We start from the raw sequence: 18,158 nt of genomic DNA on the forward strand, positions 1-18,158 counted from the left end.
CAGGGCCTGTCGACTTCGAGAAATCAGGAGTATTGCATGACGTATTCGAGCCTGCCGCGTCTGGGCAAAGGCCTTGTGGCCCTGGCCACGCTATTGACCTTCAATGTCGCCCTGCCGGCGCACGCGGATGATGCCCAGGGTTTCCTGACCGGCATCCACAAGCACCTGCCCCTGACGTCCACGGTCCCGGACAATGGCGACCAGAACCCGTACGCCATTGCCGTGGCGCCGGTGTCCGCCGGGAAAATCCAGAAGGATGACGTGCTGGTCGACAACTTCAACAACGCCGCCAACCTGCAGGGCGTCGGCACCACCATTGTCGATTACAACCCGACCACCAAGCAGCTGTCGTTGTTTGCCCAATTGCCCCATGACCTGCCGCAGTGCCCGGGCGGCGTCGGCCTCAGCACCGCGATGACCATGCTCAAGAGTGGCTGGGTGATCGTCGGCAGCACCCCGAGCAATGACGGGACCACCGACACCAAGGGCGCCGGTTGCCTGGTGGTGCTCGACCCGAACGGCAAGGTGGTGGATGTCTGGTCCGGGCCGAATATCAACGACCCGTGGGGCAATATGGCGGTGATCGACAACGGTTCCAGCGCGACCTTGTTTGTCAGCAACGCCGGTTTTGGTGTCGGCAGCGCCAAGGGCACGCCACCGGTGGTGATTCAGTCCACGGTACTGCGCCTGGACCTGAAGATCCCGGAAGGCAAGCCACCAGTGATCACCAACCAGACCGTGGTCGGCAGTGGCTTCAGCGCCCAGGCTGACAAAGGTGTGTTCCTCGTCGGCCCGACCGGCCTGGCGATGGGCAAGGACGACAAGCTGTACGTCTCCGATACCCTGGCCAACCGCATCAGCGAAATCTGGGATGCCACCACCCGTACCACCAGCGCCGGTGTCGGCCGCACGTTGACCAAGGACGGCATGTTGCTGCGTCCGCTGGCGCTGACCACCGCACCTAATGGCCACTTGCTGACCACCAACGGCTTGAACGGCAAGGTCGTGGAAATCGACCCGGAAACCGGCAAGCAGCTCTTTGCCCAGTGGATCGATGCCAACAAGGCCCAGACACCACCGGGTAACGGCGATCTGTTCGGCCTGGTCATGACACCGACCGGTGATGGCTTCTACTACGTGGAAGACGACGTCAACATGCTGGTCCTGGCCAAATGAGTACATACGACGACAGTGTTCCTGGCCTGTCCCGGCGTCGTTTCCTGAGCGCGGCCAGCAGCCTGGCCGTTGCCGCGGGAGTGATCGGCACCGGCGGCGCGGCCGCGGCCGAAAGCCTGGCAAAGCCCAAGGCCGGCCAGGCGTTGGCCGCAGTCGAGCCGTTCTATGGCGTGCACCAGGGCGGCATCGTCACGCCACAGCAGACCCATTCGCTGTTTGCCGCGTTCGACCTGGAAACCACTGCGCGGGCGGATGTGATCGCGCTGCTCAAGCGCTGGACCGCTGCGGCCAATCGCATGAGCCATGGCGAGACCGCGCAACCACTGGCGGTGCCCAAGGATGCCGCGCCACTGGACGGCGGTTCGGCCGAGGGGCTCAGGCCGTCTCGCCTGACCGTGACCTTTGGCTTCGGTCCCGGCTTGTTTGTCGGCAGTGATGGCAAGGACCGTTATGGCCTGGCATCGCGGCGCCCGGAAGCGCTGGTCGATCTGCCGAAATTCAACGGCGACCAACTGGTACCCGAGAAGTGTGGCGGCGACCTGAGCATCCAGGTCTGTGCCGATGATCCGCAGGTGGCTTTCCATGCCCTGCGTGAGCTGCTCGCCCTGGCGGATGGCGTGGCCCTGATCAAGTGGATGCAGTCCGGTTTTACCAGCCCCCCGGCTGGCGGCGGCACCACCCGAAACCTGATGGGTTTCAAGGATGGCACCAACAATCCGTCCACTCGCGACAGCAAGATGATGGACGAGGTGGTCTGGGTCGGCGATGAAGGCGGCTGGATGAAGGCGGGCTCCTATGTCGTGGTGCGGCGTATCCGTATCGCGCTGGAGCACTGGGACAGGACGGAACTGGGCTTCCAGGAAGAGGTGGTGGGTCGTGACAAGGCCAGTGGCGCGCCACTGGGCAAGACCCACGAGTCCGACCCGCTGGATCTTGAAGCACAAGACAAGGACGGCAACCCGATCATTCCGGACAATGCCCATGCGCGGCTGTCCGCCGCCGCTGAAAACGACGGTGCGCAGATTCTGCGGCGTGCCTACTCCTACAACGATGGGGTGGGTTTTTATGCCGAGCGTTGGCCACCATGGCGCCAGGGCATGATGCTCGATGCCGGGTTGTTCTTCGTGGCTTACCAGCGCGACCCGCGCAGCGGCTTTATCAAGATCAACAAGAAACTGTCCACCCTGGACATCATGAACCAGTTCACCACCCATGTGGGGAGTGGGATCTTTGCCTGCCCACCGGGTGCCAGCGAGGGTTCGTTCATCGGTGCCGGGTTGTTCGAAGGGCTCGACAGCTAAGGGCTGTCGAGCAGGGCGCAGCCTGTATCGGGCTGCGCCTCTTTGGCTGTAATCATCGCTGTATTGGGAGTATTTCGAATGTCTTTCAAGGTTTTCAACGCCACGCTGCCGCGTACTGTCCAACTTGCCTGCCTGGCAGCCGCGATGCTGGCGTGCGGCGTCTCTCAGGCCGCCTCGCTGACCCTGTACAGCGCGCAACACGAGCAGACCGTCAATCAACTGGTCAAGGATTTCGAAAAGCAGACCGGTATTTCGGTCAAGGTGCGCACCGGTGAAGGTCCGGAACTGGCGGCGCAACTGCTGGCTGAAGGCAGTGCCTCGCCCGCCGACGTGTATTTCACCGAAAACTCTCCCGAGCTGATGTTGCTGGAAGAGAAGGGCTTGTTGGCCCCCGTGCAACCCGCCACTTTGTCGACTATCCCGGCCCGTTACAGCTCGCCGAGCGGTGATTGGGTCGGGGTGCTGGCCCGTGAAAACGTGCTGGCCTACAACACCAAGCTGGTCCAGGCCACTGAATTGCCGGCCTCGTTGCTCGACCTGGCCGAGCCGGCCTGGAAAGGCAAGGTGGCCATTGCGCCGGCCGATGCCGACTTCCTGCCCCTGGTCAGCGCGATGCTGGCGGTGAAGGGCGAAGCCACCACCTTGCAGTGGCTCAAGGGCCTGCGCACCAACTCGCAGATTTTCAACGATGACGAAGGCGTTACCGCTGCCGTCAACCGTGGTGGTGTTGCCGTCGGGGTGATCAACAGCTACTACTGGGCGCGCCTGCACACCGAAGCCGGTGACAAAGGGACCCACAGTGCGCTTTATCACTTCGCCAACGGTGATGTCGGGGCGCTGGTCAACGTGTCGGGCGTCGCGGTCCTGAAGACCACCCGCAACCAGGAAGCCGCCAACAAGTTTGTCGCCTACCTGACCAGCGAAGGCGCTCAACAGTTGATGGCCGGCAACAAGGTGACCTACGAGTATCCGCTGCGCGCGGGTGTTGCTCCGGACCCTGTGCTGCTGCCGTTCAGCAAGCTTTCGCCACCGGCCCTGGATATGAAAACCCTGGGTGACGATAGCCACGCGGTCAAGTTGCTGCGCCAGGCCGGCCTGCTGTAAATGGCCAATGCGACCATTGCGGTCAAGTCCGAACGGCGTACGCCGTTCGGACTTTTGTTTGTCTGTGTCGTCGTGGCGCTGCTGGTGCTGGCGCCGCTGGCCTTCACCCTGAAGCAGGCGGCGAGCTTCAGCTACGATGACGCGGTCGAATTACTGTTCCGGCCCATTGTCGGCGAGCTGGCGGTCAATACCTTATTGATTGTCCTGGCGGCGACGTTCGCCTCGGCCTTGATCGGTACGGCGGTGGCCTGGTTCGTCGAACGCACCTATCTTCCGGGACGAGGTGTCTGGGCGGTGCTCGCGGCGGTGCCGCTGGCCATGCCGCCCTTTATCACTAGCTATGCATGGGTTTCCTTGAGCCTGTCGTTGCAGGATTTCTCCGGTGCCTTGCTGGTGGTCACCACCGCCTACTTTCCACTGGTTTACCTGCCGGTTTCCGCTGCGCTCAGGGGCATGGACCCGGCGTTGGAGGAAACCGCCCGTTCCCTCGGGCTCGGGCCGTGGCGCTGCTTCTTTCGCGTGGTGCTGCCGCAGCTCAAACCGGCGTTGCTGGGCGGGGTACTGCTGGTCGCCCTCAGCGTACTGTCCGAGTTTGGCGCGTTCGCACTGTTGCGTTTCCGGACCTTTACCACCGAGATCTATGCCGAATATCGTGCCAGCTTCGACGGTGCCGGTGCGGCCTTGCTGGCCTGCGTGCTGGTGCTACTGTGCCTGATCTGCCTGGTGGCGGAGTTCAAGGTGCGCGGCCTCACGCGTTATGACCGGCTCGACCGTGGCACACGCCGATCGGCCACCCGCTACGAACTGGGCCGGGCGAAATGGCTGGTATGGGCCGGGTTTGCCGGTTTGACCGTGACCACCCTGGGCGTTCCCCTGGGCATGATCGGCTACTGGCTGCTGCAGCACAGCGAGGCCGCCGTGACGCCCTCCGAGTTCTCGCTGGAGCAATTGACCAGCACGACCTGTGCCTCCTTGGGCCTTGGCCTGGCCGGGGCGCTGCTCACCACCTTGCTCGCGTTGCCCCTGGGTTTTTTGTTGGCGCGCTTTCCAAGTCGTATCAGCACCTTGCTGGAGCGTATTGCGTATCTGGGGCAGGGCGTGCCGGGTATCGTCATCGCCCTGGCGGTGATTTCGATCTCGATCCGCTTTATCCAGCCGCTTTACCAGAGTGCGGCGTTGTTGGTCCTGACGTATTCGATCCTGTTCCTGCCGCTGGCACTGGTCGGTGTACACGCCACGCTGGTGCAGATCGAACCCCGTCTTGAAGACACGGCCCGCTCGTTGGGCCTGCGGTGGTGGCAAACGGCATGGCGGGTGATTCTGCCGCTGGCCGGCCCCGGTATCGGTGCCGCCGCTTCGATGGTGTTTATCACCATCGTCACGGAGCTGACCGCCACCTTGTTGTTGTCACCCATCGGTACCCACACGCTCGCCACCCAGGTCTGGGTCGATACCTCGGCGATGGCCTTTGCCGCCGCCGCGCCGTATGCCGCCATGCTGGTCGGTATTTCACTGTTTTCCACCTGGCTGCTGATGTCGCTGTTCGGCAAATCGGCGGTGCTGGGTAGCTTCCAATCATAGGGATCGACATGGCTGATGTAGAAATTCGCGGCCTGCGCAAGACGTTTGGCAACACCCCGGTATTGCGTGGCGTCGATCTGTCGGTGTCGTCCGGCAGCCTGGTGGCGATTCTTGGACCGTCCGGCAGTGGCAAGACCACGTTGTTGCGGCTGCTCTGTGGCTTCGAGCGCGGTGACGCGGGGACGATTCAGATCAATGGCCAGCGGGTCAGCGGTCCCGGCGTCTATGTGCCGTCGGAGAAGCGTCATATCGGTTATGTGCCGCAGGAAGGCGCGCTGTTTCCGCATCTGTCGGTGGCCGAAAACATCGTCTTCGGCCTGCCGCGGCAACTGCGAAAAGCCCACCACCGCGTCGCCGAGTTGCTCGAACTGGTGGGCTTGCCCGGCGATTTTGCCAATCGTTCACCGCATTCGTTGTCCGGCGGACAGCAGCAACGGGTAGCGCTGGCACGGGCGCTGGCACCGGCGCCGGCCCTGGTCCTGCTCGACGAGCCGTTTTCCTCGCTGGATGCCGCGCTGCGGGTGGAAACCCGGCAGGCGGTAGCGCAGGCCTTGTCGGCGGCCGGCGCCACTGCGTTGCTGGTCACCCACGATCAGTCCGAAGCGTTGTCCATGGGCAGCGAAGTCGCGGTGTTATGGAAGGGTGAACTGGTACAGGTGGCGAGCCCTGAGCAGTTGTACCGGATGCCGGTCAGTCCCGAGCTTGCGCGCTTTGTTGGCGATGCAATGTTGTTGCCGGGGATTGTCGACGGCGCCCGCGTGGTGTGTGCCCTGGGACCTTTGCGCCTGATGGCGGCCATGCCCGACGGGCCGGTACAGGTGTTGCTGCGGCCGGAGCAGATCAGGCTTTCAGCCGTGGAAACCGGCGTTGTCCAGGCGCGGGGCAGGGTGCTGAAAGTGGACTACTACGGGCATGATGCCTGTGTGCACCTGGGGCTGTCGGATGGTACGGGCCTATCGACCACGCTGATTGCGCGCGTGCCCGGCCATTTATGCCCGCGGCCGGGTGATGAGGTGGCCATCAGCGTGGAGGGGGAGGTACTGGCCTATGAAGTTTTCCGTGATTGATATGGGTCAAGCAAACCAGCCGATACCAGGCCGGAATCAAGCCATCCGCTGAATCTGTTGAAGCGCCCACCCCAGCTATCTCATGAAGGCTGCACGAGGTCGTACCTTTGTTGATCCAGGTCAACATTGCGATTGTCATTTCATGGAAGCTGCAAGGGCGCCATTGTTGCAGATCCAACCAGGGGAACACCCTGATAGTCCACCTCAACGTCCTCAGCATCCTGCTGTTGACCTGGACGACCACGACCGCTATTCCGGAAAAGGAACCTCTTGGATACGAACCGGGAGCACTCCGATGCTTGAGCCTCAATCTCGAACGCTGGACCTGATGGATGTCGAGTTGTCAGCCGACTTGTTCCTGCCGATGAATGCAAAGGGGCTGGTGATCTTCGTTCACGGCAGTGGCAGCGGCCGTACCAGCCCGGGTAATCGGCACGTTGCCCAAGCCCTTGCCAGGGAGGGACTGGGAACGTTGCTGTTCGACCTGCTCACGGAGACCGAGCAACGCCTGGACAACCTGACCCGCGAGTTGCGTTTCGATATCACCCTGCTGGGCAGCCGGTTGGTAGAGGTGATCGACTGGATCGGCCAGGATGTGGAGTTGCATTCGTTACGGATCGGTCTGTTTGGCGCCAGTACGGGCGCCGCCGCGGCGCTGTTGGCGGCGGCTGAGCGCCCGGACAGAGTGCACGCGGTGGTCAGTCGGGGAGGGCGGACCGACCTGGCAACAGTGGTGCTGCCACGGGTGAAGGCACCGACCTTGCAGATCGTCGGCGCACAGGACCCCTTGGTATTTGGCCTGAACTTCCAAAGCAGTCATGTCCTGCGCTGTGAGCAGCGGCTGGAGGTCGTGGCGGGGGCTACGCATCTTTTTGAAGAGGCCGGCACCCTTGGGGAGGTCGCCAGGCTCGCTGGCGAGTGGTTCGAGAAGTATTTGCAGATGGAGTTAGTCACCCTTTGACGGGGTTTGAACACCAAACCCAAGGGCGACGTCCCTTCAAATGGCTATCAAAGATGATCGGCGTCGATAATGGCCTTGGCAAAGGCCTGCGGATCCTCCTGCGGCAGGTTGTGGCCGATGCCACCCTGGATAAGCCGATACTCATATTTGCCGGTGAAACGCTTGGCATAGTCCTCGGCGGCGGGATGCGGTGCGCCGTTGGCGTCTCCCTCAAGGGTGATGGTCGGCACACCGATGGAAGGGGCCTTGGCCAACTTCTGTTCCAGAGGATCGTATTTCGTTTCCCCCTGGACCAGTCCCAGGCGCCAGCGGTAGTTGAAGACCGTAATGGCAACCTGGTCGGGGTTGTCCAGGGCAGCAGCGCTGCGATTGAAGGTGGCGTCGTCGAAGGCCCATTTCGGCGAGGCCGTCTGCCAGATCAGCCTGGCGAAGTCGTGGGTGTTCTTTTCGTAGCCGGCACGGCCCCGTTCGGTGGCGAAGTAGTACTGGTACCACCATTGCAACTCGGCCTTGGGCGGCAATGGGGTCTTGCCGGCTTCCTGGTTGCCGATCAGATAACCGCTGACCGAGACCAGCGCCTTGACCCGTTCCGGCCAGAGTGCCGAGACGATATCCGCCGAGCGCGCGCCCCAATCGTAGCCACCGAGCACCGCCTGCTTGATCTTCAGTGCGTCCATGAAGTCGATGACATCGCTGGCCAGCGCGGCGGGTTGGCCATTGCGCACGGTGTCGGCGGAAAGAAAGTGCGTATCGCCATAGCCGCGTGCGTAGGGCATAAGTACCCGGTAACCCTTTGCCGCCAGTAACGGTGCTACTGCGTCATAGCTGTGAATGTCGTAGGGCCAGCCGTGCAGGAGAATGACCACAGGACCATCGGCCGGGCCTGTTTCGGCGTAGGCTACATCCAGCAAACCGGCATCGATATGCTTGAGCGGGCCGAACGGGGTGGACTGGGCCGCACTGCTGGTGCCGCCAGTATTCACCGTTGCCGGGGCTGCTGCGTTGCTGGCTTGTGCGTGGGCGACACCAAGTGCACCGAACTGCATCAGCGTGAATGCGAGGACGGACGAGCCAAGCAGGCGGCGTTTTTTATCAACGGGGTGTTTCAACAGGGCTGTCTTCATGTTCCGGTATCCTTTCAAACGAAGGGTCAGGTGTTCTGGCTGACTCTTATTTGAACGCGGAGACGTATCTGGCCTGTTTCAAGATTGCCCTGTGGGTGTAAATGCTTGTATCGAAACGGCTTGAGATACACGGTGATACACGACGGATTCTGCCGCGGACGGCGCGCTACAACAGCGTGCTTGTTGAGGGAGATCAAATTCGCCTGCTGCTTTGGGTCCACTATGGAAACAGACCATGAGCAGAACGGGCGTACATGGGTCAATCAACGGCGGGACTGCCAAATGCCGAGGTGAGTCATGATCCGATCATTGCGTCTACTGCTTATTGCACCTTCCCAACCGGTGCACACCCCTGCGTTGGAATATGCGGGGGGATTGGCGCAGACACTCAATTCGGCGTTGCATCTGGTTGCTTTCGTCCATGCAGCGGCACTTGATGTGGTCGGGCACGGCCATTCGGTCAATCTGGACAACGCCCGCAACGGCATGATGGATGTTTATCGGCAGTGGCTGAACAGCGAAGCGGTCTTGTTGCGCGAAAAGGGAGTTGAAGTGCAGTACGAGGTTATTTGGGGAAAACCATCCGCTTTTGAGCTGGCAGCCTACGCGCAGAACCTGAGGACTGACTTGATTATCAAAGACTTGCATGAGGAAGCTCATCTAAAACGTCTGGTGTTGTCGTCGCTCGATTGGGACTTGTTGTGTGCCAGCCAGACCTCGGTACTCTATATCAAGCAAGCACCAGCCCCTCGTCTGCGCAAGATCCTGGTGGCAGTGGACATTGAACTGGAGGGCGAGGCGCGCGCGACTGAAAATGACCAGATCATCAGCATGGCCCGGCAATTGGCGGATGCCTGTCATGCGTCGTTGCATCTGATTACGGTCTACCACTGCGACTCCGTAGGCTGCAAGAGCATTGCTGCAGCCCGCTCAAGTGCTGAGTTGCCGAGTTATGAGGCCCGCAGGAACGTATTCGATGCATTGGCGACTGAACATGGGTTCGCCAAGGAACATCGGCATTTCCTGGTGGGAGCACCGGCCAACGTCATTCGTAGCTATATCCAGCGTAATACTTATGATCTCCTGATCATTGGCTCTGCCAATCACCATCTTCTCAGTTCGACGATCGGGAGCACCGCGGAAGGGATTCTCGATAATCCCGTCTGCAATGTGCTTGCACTCAAACTGCCTCCCGCGTCCTGTAATGCATATGCGCAGACGCAAGAGGGCACGCAAGCCGATGGCGTGTCCCATCAATTGCAACCGGAATTGATGGCTCGGTAAAGGCCGGGGAAACCAACTGGCTTGATGTAGATCAAGCAGGAAAGTGCTCCGACTCCGATAGTAAACGCTCGTGTTCGCACCCATCGGAGTTCTTCATGAGTGACTTTCTGAACAAGGATCAATTGGAAGGGCTCGATGCCTACTGGCGGGCTTCCAACTATCTGGCCGTTGGGCAGATCTACCTCAAGGACAATCCGCTGTTGCGCAGGCCCCTGGCACTGACCGATGTAAAACCTCGGTTACTGGGGCACTGGGGAACCAGTCCTGGCTTGAATCTGATCTACGTGCACCTCAACCACCTGATCAAGACCCATGACCTGAACCTGCTCTTTGTCACCGGCCCGGGGCACGGCGCGCCGGCCATCATGGCGCAGGCGTATCTGGAAGGGACCTACACCGAACTCAACCCGCGGGTGGAACAAAACGCCGACGGATTGCTGCAGCTGTTTCGACAGTTTTCCTGGCCTTATGGTATCTCCAGTCATGTGTCGGCGCAGGTGCCCGGGTCCATCAATGAAGGCGGGGAGTTGGGCTATTCCCTGGCGCACGCCTATGGTGCGGCCTTTGATAATCCCGATCTGATCGTCGCCTGTGTGATTGGCGATGGCGAGGCCGAAACCGGCGCACTGGCGGCCAGCTGGCATTCGAACAAGTTTCTCGACCCGCGGCGTGACGGCGCCGTACTGCCGATTTTGCACCTCAATGGCTACAAGATTGCCAACCCTACGCTGCTCTCGCGCATCAGCGAGGAAGAGCTCAGCGCCTTGATGTATGGCTATGGCTATGAGCCTTACTTTGTCGAAGGCGATGATCCCGAGACGGTGCATCAGGCCCTGGCTAAAACCCTGGACACCATTTTATCGGAGCTGCGCGAAATTCAGCGTACTGCGCGTCGGCAGCCCAGGCAGTCGGTGCCGGAGCGTCCGCTCTGGCCGATGCTGGTACTACGCACGCCCAAAGGCTGGACCGGCCCCAAGTTCGTCGACGGCTTGCCCGTGGAAGGGACCTGGCGTGCCCACCAGGTACCGCTGGCGGACCTGCAACAACCCAGGCATTTGATGCAACTTCAGGAATGGCTCAAGAGTTACCGCCCGGAGGAGCTGTTCAGCGCCGGCGGCGCCTTGCTGCCCCACATTGCCGAACTGGCACCGGGCGGACACCAGCGCATGAGCGCCAATCCCCATGCCAACGGTGGGTTGCTGCTGCGCTCCCTGGAAATCCCGCGTTTTTCGGAATATGCGGTCAAACTGCCAAGCCCCGGGGCCTTACAGGCAGAACCGACACGTGTGCTGGGCGTGTTTTTGAAAGAGGTCATGAGAAGCAACCTGGCGTCTGCGAACTTCCGGCTGTTTGGCCCGGATGAAACAGCTTCCAACCGGCTCGACGCGGTCTATGAGGTCAGTGGCAAGACCTGGATGGCGGACCTGGAGCCGGGAGACAATCATCTGGCCGCCGATGGGCGGGTCATGGAAATACTCAGTGAACATGTCTGCGAAGGTTGGCTGGAGGGTTACCTGCTCACCGGGCGTCATGGACTGTTTTCCTGCTACGAAGCGTTCATTCACATTGTCGGTTCGATGGTCAACCAGCACGCCAAATGGTTGAAAACCGCCGCCAGTGTGCCCTGGCGCAAACCCATTGCCTCGCTCAACCTGTTGCTGTCTTCCCATGTCTGGCAGCAAGACCATAATGGTTTTTCCCATCAGGACCCGGGATTCATCGATCTGGTGGCCAACAAGAAAGCCGAGGTGGTGCGCATTTACCTGCCACCCGATGCCAATTGCCTGTTATCGGTGACGGATCACTGCCTGCGCAGTCGCAATTACATCAATGTCATTGTCGCGGGTAAACAGCCGGCCCGGCAGTGGCTGGATATCGAATCGGCCATCAGCCATTGCCTGCGTGGCATTGGTCGCTGGGCGTGGGCCAGTCATGACGATGAGGTCCCGGATGTGGTGATGGCCTGCGCCGGTGATGTGCCGACCCTGGAAACCCTGGCGGCGGTGACCTTGTTGCGCGATTACGTAGCGGATCTGAAGGTCAGGGTTGTCAATGTGGTCGACCTGATGGTGATCCAACCCGATAGCGAGCACCCCCACGGTTTATCGGAGGGGGCTTTCGAGGAACTTTTTCCCCGCGATATACCGGTTATCTTTGCCTTCCACGGCTATCCGTCGTTGATCCACCGGCTTTTGCACGGTCGCGGACAGCAGGAGCGTTTTCATGTCCGGGGTTTCAAGGAGGAGGGGGCCACCACGACGCCCTTTGACCTGACGGTGATCAACCAGCTGGATCGTTACCAACTGGCCCTGGATGTGATTGAACGTGTCCCACGCCTGCAGCCGCAGGTCGAGACCGCGCGTGCACGTTATTGGGCCTCCCGGGAAAGGCATGCCCTGTACCTGATCGAACATGGCCAGGACTTGCCGGAAGTGGCGCAATGGCAATGGACGCCGGCCTCCGAAAACGGAGCGGACGGCCCTGGCCAGTAACGGCTGCGGCAAAACAGGAGTGCACCACGATGGATGATCCTTGCCCCGCGTTGTTGGTGTTTAACGCGGGTTCTTCGACGCTCAAGTTTTCCCTTTATGACGCGAGCCTGTCAGCGCCCCACTGTCTGGGGCATGGCAGTGTCGAAGTGCGCGAACACAAGGCCAGCCTGAGTTATCAGGACACCCGGCTCAAGGCCGGGCGGCAGGCGCACTGGTCGAGTGCCGGTGACGGCATGGACGCTGCCACCTTGAGCCACCTGATGGGCTGGATCGACAGCAATACCCGGTGGCGTGTCCGCGCCGCGGCCCATCGCGTGGTCCATGGCGGCCAGCGGCGCGAGGTGGCGGCGCTGGTGGATGGGTCGCTGATCCGCGAGATGCAGGCGCTGACGCCGATGGCGCCGTTGCACCAGCCGTTGTGCCTGGCGCCCATGCTCCACTTGGCCCGTGAGTATCCCGGTATGCCCCAGGTGGCCTGTTTCGACACTGCGTTTCACCACACCCTCGATCCACTAGAAACCCTTTACGGACTGCCCAAGGCCCTGAGTGAGGCGGGCATTCGCCGTTACGGCTTCCACGGCTTGTCCTATGAGTATATTGCCGGTGTTTTGCCCGATTACGACCGCGATGCGGCACAAGGGCGGACGATCGTCGCCCACCTCGGCAACGGCGCCAGTTTATGTGCGCTGCATGACCGGATCAGCCGCGCGACCACCATGGGCTTCTCCACGCTGGACGGATTGCTCATGGGCAGTCGACCGGGAAGCCTGGATCCCGGGATCGTGCTGTACCTGCTGCGTGAGCGCGGCATGAGCGTGCAGGCAGTCGAACACCTGCTGTATCACGAGTGCGGCTTGCTGGGTGTCTCTGGCGGCGAGGCCAGCGATATACGCACGCTGATGGCCAGCCGTTCGGACGCCGCCAAACAGGCCATAGCGTTGTTTGTACGCCGCGTCGTCAAGGAAATCGGCGCGCTGGCCGCGGTGCTCGGTGGCGTTGACGCGCTGGTGTTCACCGGAGGCATCGGAGAACACGCGCATGAGGTGCGCGATGGGATTCTTGAGGGGTGCGCCTGGTTAGGCGTAGTTCGAAAAAGCGCCGGCAGTGAGAAGCCCGATCAGGCCGTGTCTGCCTGCCTTTCCCAGGCGCAGAGCAAAGTATCGGCATGGGTCATTGCCACTGACGAGAACGCGGTCATCGCCCGGCACAGCCTGGCCTTGCTGCCTCAGGGGGTGTAACCGAAAGCCGCACCTGATACGTGCTCATTGCACACTGTTGGGGCGTATGGAAATCAATGGTCACGGGGAAATCAACCCCACCGGCGGTATTGAACAGTGGGTAGGCGCTTTGGCGTGCGGTAAAGGGGGGTCGGGCGAGAGGGGCGGCACGGTAAATGCTTATGGCTGTATATACAGCTGAGCAATAAGTGCGTCATGTCCTCTCAACCACGCCCCCAGGAGTGCATATGTCTTCCAGCATCCGTCTTCCCCTGATTGATATGTCCGGTGTTCGCGAAGGTGACCAGGCGAGTATTCGTCGAGCCGCCGATGCCATCCGGACTGCCTGCTGCGATACCGGCTTCTTCTACATCATCAATCACGGTGTACCGCAGCCGGTGATCGACAGGGCGATGTCGGCTGCCGCGGAGTTCTTTGCCTATCCGACCGAGGTCAAGCGCGAGGCGGCCGTCAACAAGCGCCATCGTGGCTGGCACGCGCTGGGCGGGGCGACCATGTACGAAGCCAGCAAACCCGATCACAAGGAGTTTTTCAGTATCGGGCTCGAGTTGGCTGAAGACGATCCCAGCGTACTCGCCGGTGAGGCGCTGCGCGGCCCGAACCAGTGGCCGGCATTTATGCCGTCGTTGCGCGAGGTCCTGGCCGAGTACTATCAGGAAATCGGCAAGGCCGGGGCGGATCTGTTGAGGGTGGTGGCGGTGGGGTTGGGGATTGACGAACATTTCTTCATCGACAAATACACCAAGCCTTTGCAACGCACCCAGATGGTCTATTACCCGCCGCAACCGGCCCAGGCCGATGCCGATCAATTCGGGGTGGCGCCCCACACCGACTACGGTTGCATCACCTTGCTGTATCAGGACAACAGCGGCGGCTTGCAGGTCCGTGAGCTGGGCTCCAACAGCTGGATCGATGCGACGCCGATCCCGGGCAGCCTGGTGGTGAACGTCGGCGACCTGCTGGCGCGCTGGTCCAACAATCGCTTTCGCTCGACCTTGCATCGGGTGATCAACCGCTCAGGTCATGAGCGTTACTCCATCGCGACCTTCTATGATCCGACCTATGGCGCCCTGGTCGATCCCTGTGAGCTGGGGATCGATTCGGCGCAGAGCCTGTATCCGCTAGTGGCGGCGGGGGACTACATACTCAAGAGAATCGATGACTCGATGGCATATCGCAAGGACAAGGCGCCAGGCGTTGAGTGAATGCCGTAAACGGCAGGGAGGATGGCACGTACAAAAGGGGCACCCCTTCGCGACTCACTGCGACAGGTAGTCCTTTTGTATCCGTGCCAGCGTCCCGTCACGGCGAAGCGCTTCAATCGCTTGGCGCAAGTCGTGGACCTGTTCGGAGGAGCATTGCTTCGAGCAGGCGAGATAGAGATCCACCGTGCTCAAGACGGGACTCATCAGCAGCTTGCGGCTGGAGACCTTGGGCCAGATGTACTGGCTTTCGGGGACACCGTTGAACCACGCATCGATGCGGCCTTTCAAAAGCATTTGCGCGGGATTTTCCCCAATGGTCAAGGGGTGGATCTGCTTGTCGCTGAAACCTTGGGCACGCAGGATTTCCTCTTGCGCACTGCCCAGGCCCACGCCGATCACATGGTAGATCTTCCTGGCTTCGGCGAAGCTGCTCACCCGGTGCTCAAGGCTGAAAAAAGCGCGGTCCATGCTCATGATGGGCGCAATCCAGGTGAAGTGATCTTCGCGCTCGGGCGTACGTGACAACGGGGCGATCAAGAGGTCCTGCTTCTCACTGACGTATTTTTGCGACCTGGCCCAGGGCAGCGCCTGTATATGAGCGACATAGCCGGCTTTGGCAATGGCCATCAGGGCGGCATCTCCGACGATGCCGTGCCCCTTGGCGTCATCGACAAGCGTCAGCGGGGGCGCGTCGATGATAAACAGGTCGATCGGTTGTGGCGCAGCCCATGCGTGATAGCTCAGCAGCAGGAACGCCGGCAGACACAGCTTGGCAAGGGCCTGGGTACGAGTATGGGCTACGCGCGTGATCTGGCTCATGACCTGATATCTCAAGCACGGCTGGCAGCTCCCGGAAAACCCCGGAGAAATCATGGCGACCGCTGACTTAGCGTAGCGCGGATTTGAGAGAAAGCCGGAGTTTGGCGCAAATGAACGGGTGATCGATCCAACCGATTTATTGCTCGCGCATCGGGAAGGACAGCTCGAAACAGGTCACGCCACTCTCGCTGGTAACGCTGTAGTGACCACTGTGCAATTGCATGATGGTCGCTACGATCGACAGGCCAAGCCCGTTGGATTGGGCCGAGCGCTCACGCGATTGATCAACCCGATAGAACCGCTCGAACAGTCTCGGCAGGTGCTCCGCCGGGATGGTGGTGCCTTGGTTGCACACACGCAGATGTATGCCAGTGTCCGACGGTATGGCCTGGATCAACAGTTCGGAATGAGGTGCTCCGTACTTGATCGCGTTGGCACACAGATTGGCCAGGGCGCGGCGCAGCAGGACGGGTTCGGCCCAGATTACCCCTTCACCTTCCGCGCGGATGGTGATGTCGGCGTCTGCCGCCAGACCTTCGAAATAGTCAGCCATGCGCTCCACTTCTTCAGCGGCGTCCAACTCCTGGCGCTGCTGACGGGCACTGCTGGGGTCGGTGCGCGCGAGGAAAAGCATGTTGTCGAGCATGCGCGCCAAGCGTTCCAGCTCTTCTACATTGGAGGCCAGTAGCTGCTGGTAATGTTCAACGCTGCGGTTCTGCTGCATGGCGACCTGGGTTTCACCCAGCAGGTTGTTGATGGGGGTGCGCAGTTCATGGGCCATGTCCGTAGAGACGTGAGCCAGTTGCTCAAAACCCTTGCCCAGGCGCTCGAGCATGGTATTGAAAGAGTCGATCATCGGTAACAGCTCCTTCGGCGCGCCCTGGCTGTCGAGTCGTTCGGTCAGGTTGCCGATGCCAATGCCATGGGCGTGGCGTGCCAGGCGCCGCAACGGCAGCAGGCCGCGGTGAACCATCAACCAGCCGGCCAGGGCCAGGACAATGGCCGCGACGCTGGCGAGGACATAGACGCTGAGACGGTAGCTGGCCAGCACCGCGGTGCGTTCGGTCATCAGGCGGCCGATGGTCAGTTGCAGCTTGCCCGAGTCGATATTCGCAGACACCGCGGCGAAGGGCGCACCATCGACTTCCGCTACTTTATGGACATCACTCAACTCCAGGGTGTGCTCCATCGCGACCGGAACCAACTGGGGAATATCGAGGTTCCCGGGATTGACCACGAGCAACGGAGGCCCCCCTGGAGCACCAATGCTGAGTACCGATTCGCGGTTGCCCATCATGTTCTGAAACAGCGCGGGCTTGGTTCTGATCAGATCCCGGGTGTTGCTGTCATTGAGCAGGTTACGCAACTGATTGACGCGGAAGACGAGGGCGGCTTCGTCACGGTGTATCAGCTCGCTCTCCAGTTCGCGGTACAGCTCGACCCCCATGGTCGCCAGCAGGGCAAAGGCCAGCAAGGCAAACACCAAGGCCAGGCGCAGTGTCAGGGAATAATGACGACGCTTCATGGTTGCGTATCGAAGCGGTAGCCAATGCCACGCACGCTGTGGATCAGCTTGAGCTGGAAAGGATCGTCTATTTTCAGGCGCAGGCGGCGCACCGCCACGTCCACCACATTGGTGTCGCTGTCAAAGTTCATGTCCCAGACTCGAGAGGCGATCAGTGAGCGGGATAACACCTGCCCCTGATGCGTGGCAAACAGGTGCAGCAGGGCAAACTCCTTGTTGGTCAGCGTCACTCGCACGCCAGCGCGGATGACGCGGCGTTTGATGACATCGATCTGCAGGTCATCGATCTGCAGTTGCTCTTCCTCCCGGGTCGGACCGCGTCGGGTCAGTGTGCGCAGGCGGGCGACCAGCTCGGCGAAAGAGAAGGGCTTGATCAGGTAGTCGTCGGCCCCCAGCTCCAGGCCTTTGATACGGTCGGCGATATCATCCCGGGCGGTCAGGAACAGGACTGGCGTGTCGGCCTCCTTGCGCAGGCGGCGCAGGACTTCCCAGCCGTCCATCTTCGGCATCATCACGTCCAGCACGATGACGTCGAAGGACGTTTCCAGGGCCTGGTGCAAGCCGTCAACGCCATCGCGGGCCAGGCTGACGGAGTAGCCTTGCTCCTGCAGGCCATTGAGTAAATAGTTGCCCGCCTTGGGTTCGTCTTCCACTACCAGGATATTCATGGGTATTACCTTGGTTCAGTTTCGGTATTCGATTCACGAAAGCGGACCAGAAAGCCGCGAGCAGGTGGCGCGAGTATAGCCCGATCATCAACTGATACTGCGTGTGGCCCCCGCTCCTTGTCAGCCATCTTCGTAAAGCTCCCCATCAGTTTTCGTTCGAGCAGTGCCCTTGAACCTGATAGTCCAACACATGCTCCCGACCCTGATGATCCAGGTAATCGAGCTTTGCCGGGATCACGCCGCATTGATCCGAGAGGTCGGTCATGGACAAGACTTTCGCCACGTCCATCTGGACGAAAAAACCAGTCTTGTCATGAATCACCGTTGGACTATCGGTGGTGCTGGCGAAGGCTGAACCGGTGGCGAGGAGGGCGGCGAATCCGAGCATAAGAAGTTTCATGGCATTGTCTCTCTGTCTGAGTGGGCTGCCTGTTGTCTGGCAGTGGGTTCACAATAACGAGGCCACTCAAACAGCCGACGAACAAAACAATGACAAAGTTGTAATGCAAGCTCGTCCGAAACGGGGGCCTGTGAGCGCCGGTTCGGATCGAGACGAAGGAGGAGAGGGTAGGATTTGGCTGGAAGTGCCTTTACCTGACGAGATGTTCTGCTG

16 protein-coding genes are annotated in these 18,158 nt (G+C 60.8%); 11 read left to right on the forward strand and 5 right to left on the reverse strand.

Going from position 1 to position 18,158, the window contains the following annotated elements:
• Window positions 1–36 precede the first annotated feature (36 nt).
• The 6 genes from M5C56_RS12270 to M5C56_RS12295 all read left to right on the forward strand — a co-directional run bounded on the left by M5C56_RS12270 (window position 37) and on the right by M5C56_RS12295 (window position 7,190).
• Complete coding sequence (locus tag M5C56_RS12270; RefSeq protein WP_103497448.1) at window positions 37–1,176, forward strand: hypothetical protein; 1,140 nt, start codon at window positions 37–39, stop codon at window positions 1,174–1,176.
• Window positions 1,173–2,477 carry an iron uptake transporter deferrochelatase/peroxidase subunit gene (efeB, locus tag M5C56_RS12275; RefSeq protein WP_103497447.1) on the forward strand — a complete coding sequence of 435 codons (1,305 nt, stop codon included), beginning with the start codon at window positions 1,173–1,175 and terminating at the stop codon, window positions 2,475–2,477. The genes M5C56_RS12270 and efeB overlap by 4 nt, the downstream gene beginning before the upstream one ends.
• Before the next feature lie 78 nt (window positions 2,478–2,555).
• Window positions 2,556–3,581: an iron ABC transporter substrate-binding protein gene (locus M5C56_RS12280; protein WP_103497446.1), complete on the forward strand. Its 1,026-nt coding sequence runs from the start codon at window positions 2,556–2,558 to the stop codon at window positions 3,579–3,581.
• On the forward strand, window positions 3,582–5,162 hold the full coding sequence (locus tag M5C56_RS12285; protein WP_103497445.1) for an iron ABC transporter permease: 1,581 nt from the start codon (window positions 3,582–3,584) through the stop codon (window positions 5,160–5,162).
• Between the two features lie 8 nt (window positions 5,163–5,170).
• On the forward strand, window positions 5,171–6,229 hold the full coding sequence (locus M5C56_RS12290; protein WP_103497444.1) for an ABC transporter ATP-binding protein: 1,059 nt from the start codon (window positions 5,171–5,173) through the stop codon (window positions 6,227–6,229).
• Window positions 6,230–6,524: 295 nt separating this feature from the next.
• Window positions 6,525–7,190 (forward strand): alpha/beta family hydrolase, encoded by a 666-nt coding sequence (locus M5C56_RS12295; RefSeq protein ID WP_103497443.1) that lies wholly within the window; start codon window positions 6,525–6,527, stop codon window positions 7,188–7,190.
• Between the two features lie 47 nt (window positions 7,191–7,237).
• Here the strand turns inward: M5C56_RS12295 and M5C56_RS12300 are convergent, their stop codons facing one another.
• Window positions 7,238–8,314 (reverse strand): alpha/beta hydrolase, encoded by a 1,077-nt coding sequence (locus M5C56_RS12300; RefSeq protein ID WP_103497442.1) that lies wholly within the window; start codon window positions 8,312–8,314, stop codon window positions 7,238–7,240.
• A gap of 297 nt (window positions 8,315–8,611) precedes the next feature.
• Here M5C56_RS12300 and M5C56_RS12305 point away from each other — a divergent pair, with 297 nt between their 5' ends.
• The 4 genes from M5C56_RS12305 to M5C56_RS12320 all read left to right on the forward strand — a co-directional run bounded on the left by M5C56_RS12305 (window position 8,612) and on the right by M5C56_RS12320 (window position 14,533).
• Window positions 8,612–9,598 (forward strand): universal stress protein, encoded by a 987-nt coding sequence (locus tag M5C56_RS12305; protein WP_103497441.1) that lies wholly within the window; start codon window positions 8,612–8,614, stop codon window positions 9,596–9,598.
• A 95-nt stretch (window positions 9,599–9,693) separates the two neighbouring features.
• Complete coding sequence (locus M5C56_RS12310; RefSeq protein ID WP_103497440.1) at window positions 9,694–12,090, forward strand: phosphoketolase family protein; 2,397 nt, start codon at window positions 9,694–9,696, stop codon at window positions 12,088–12,090.
• 29 nt (window positions 12,091–12,119) lie between these two features.
• The gene (locus tag M5C56_RS12315; protein ID WP_103497439.1) at window positions 12,120–13,328 is read left to right on the forward strand and encodes an acetate/propionate family kinase; all 1,209 of its coding nucleotides are present in this window, start codon (window positions 12,120–12,122) and stop codon (window positions 13,326–13,328) included.
• Between the two features lie 227 nt (window positions 13,329–13,555).
• Window positions 13,556–14,533, forward strand: a complete 978-nt coding sequence (locus M5C56_RS12320) for a 2-oxoglutarate and iron-dependent oxygenase domain-containing protein (protein ID WP_103497438.1) — start codon at window positions 13,556–13,558, stop codon at window positions 14,531–14,533.
• Between the two features lie 54 nt (window positions 14,534–14,587).
• Here the strand turns inward: M5C56_RS12320 and M5C56_RS12325 are convergent, their stop codons facing one another.
• From M5C56_RS12325 to M5C56_RS12340, 4 genes are all read right to left on the reverse strand, one after another.
• Entirely contained in the window at window positions 14,588–15,352 is a 765-nt protein-coding gene (locus M5C56_RS12325; protein ID WP_103497437.1) for an ABC transporter substrate-binding protein, read from the reverse strand.
• Window positions 15,353–15,488: 136 nt separating this feature from the next.
• On the reverse strand, window positions 15,489–16,877 hold the full coding sequence (locus M5C56_RS12330; RefSeq protein WP_103497436.1) for a heavy metal sensor histidine kinase: 1,389 nt from the start codon (window positions 16,875–16,877) through the stop codon (window positions 15,489–15,491).
• Entirely contained in the window at window positions 16,874–17,545 is a 672-nt protein-coding gene (locus tag M5C56_RS12335) for a heavy metal response regulator transcription factor (RefSeq protein WP_103497435.1), read from the reverse strand. Before M5C56_RS12335 ends, M5C56_RS12330 begins: the two co-directional genes overlap by 4 nt.
• 145 nt (window positions 17,546–17,690) lie before the next feature.
• On the reverse strand, window positions 17,691–17,945 hold the full coding sequence (locus M5C56_RS12340; RefSeq protein WP_103497434.1) for a DUF2790 domain-containing protein: 255 nt from the start codon (window positions 17,943–17,945) through the stop codon (window positions 17,691–17,693).
• On the opposite strand from M5C56_RS12340, the gene M5C56_RS12345 reads away from it, so the two are divergent.
• Window positions 17,944–18,158, forward strand: a 215-nt coding sequence (locus tag M5C56_RS12345) for a hypothetical protein (RefSeq protein WP_247263116.1), incomplete at its 3' end; no start/stop codon positions are given. The two genes, M5C56_RS12340 and M5C56_RS12345, sit on opposite strands and share 2 nt — an antisense overlap.

The organism is Pseudomonas sp. MWU13-2862 (assembly GCF_023242495.1).
Lineage (GTDB): Bacteria > Pseudomonadota > Gammaproteobacteria > Pseudomonadales > Pseudomonadaceae > Aquipseudomonas > Aquipseudomonas gingeri_D.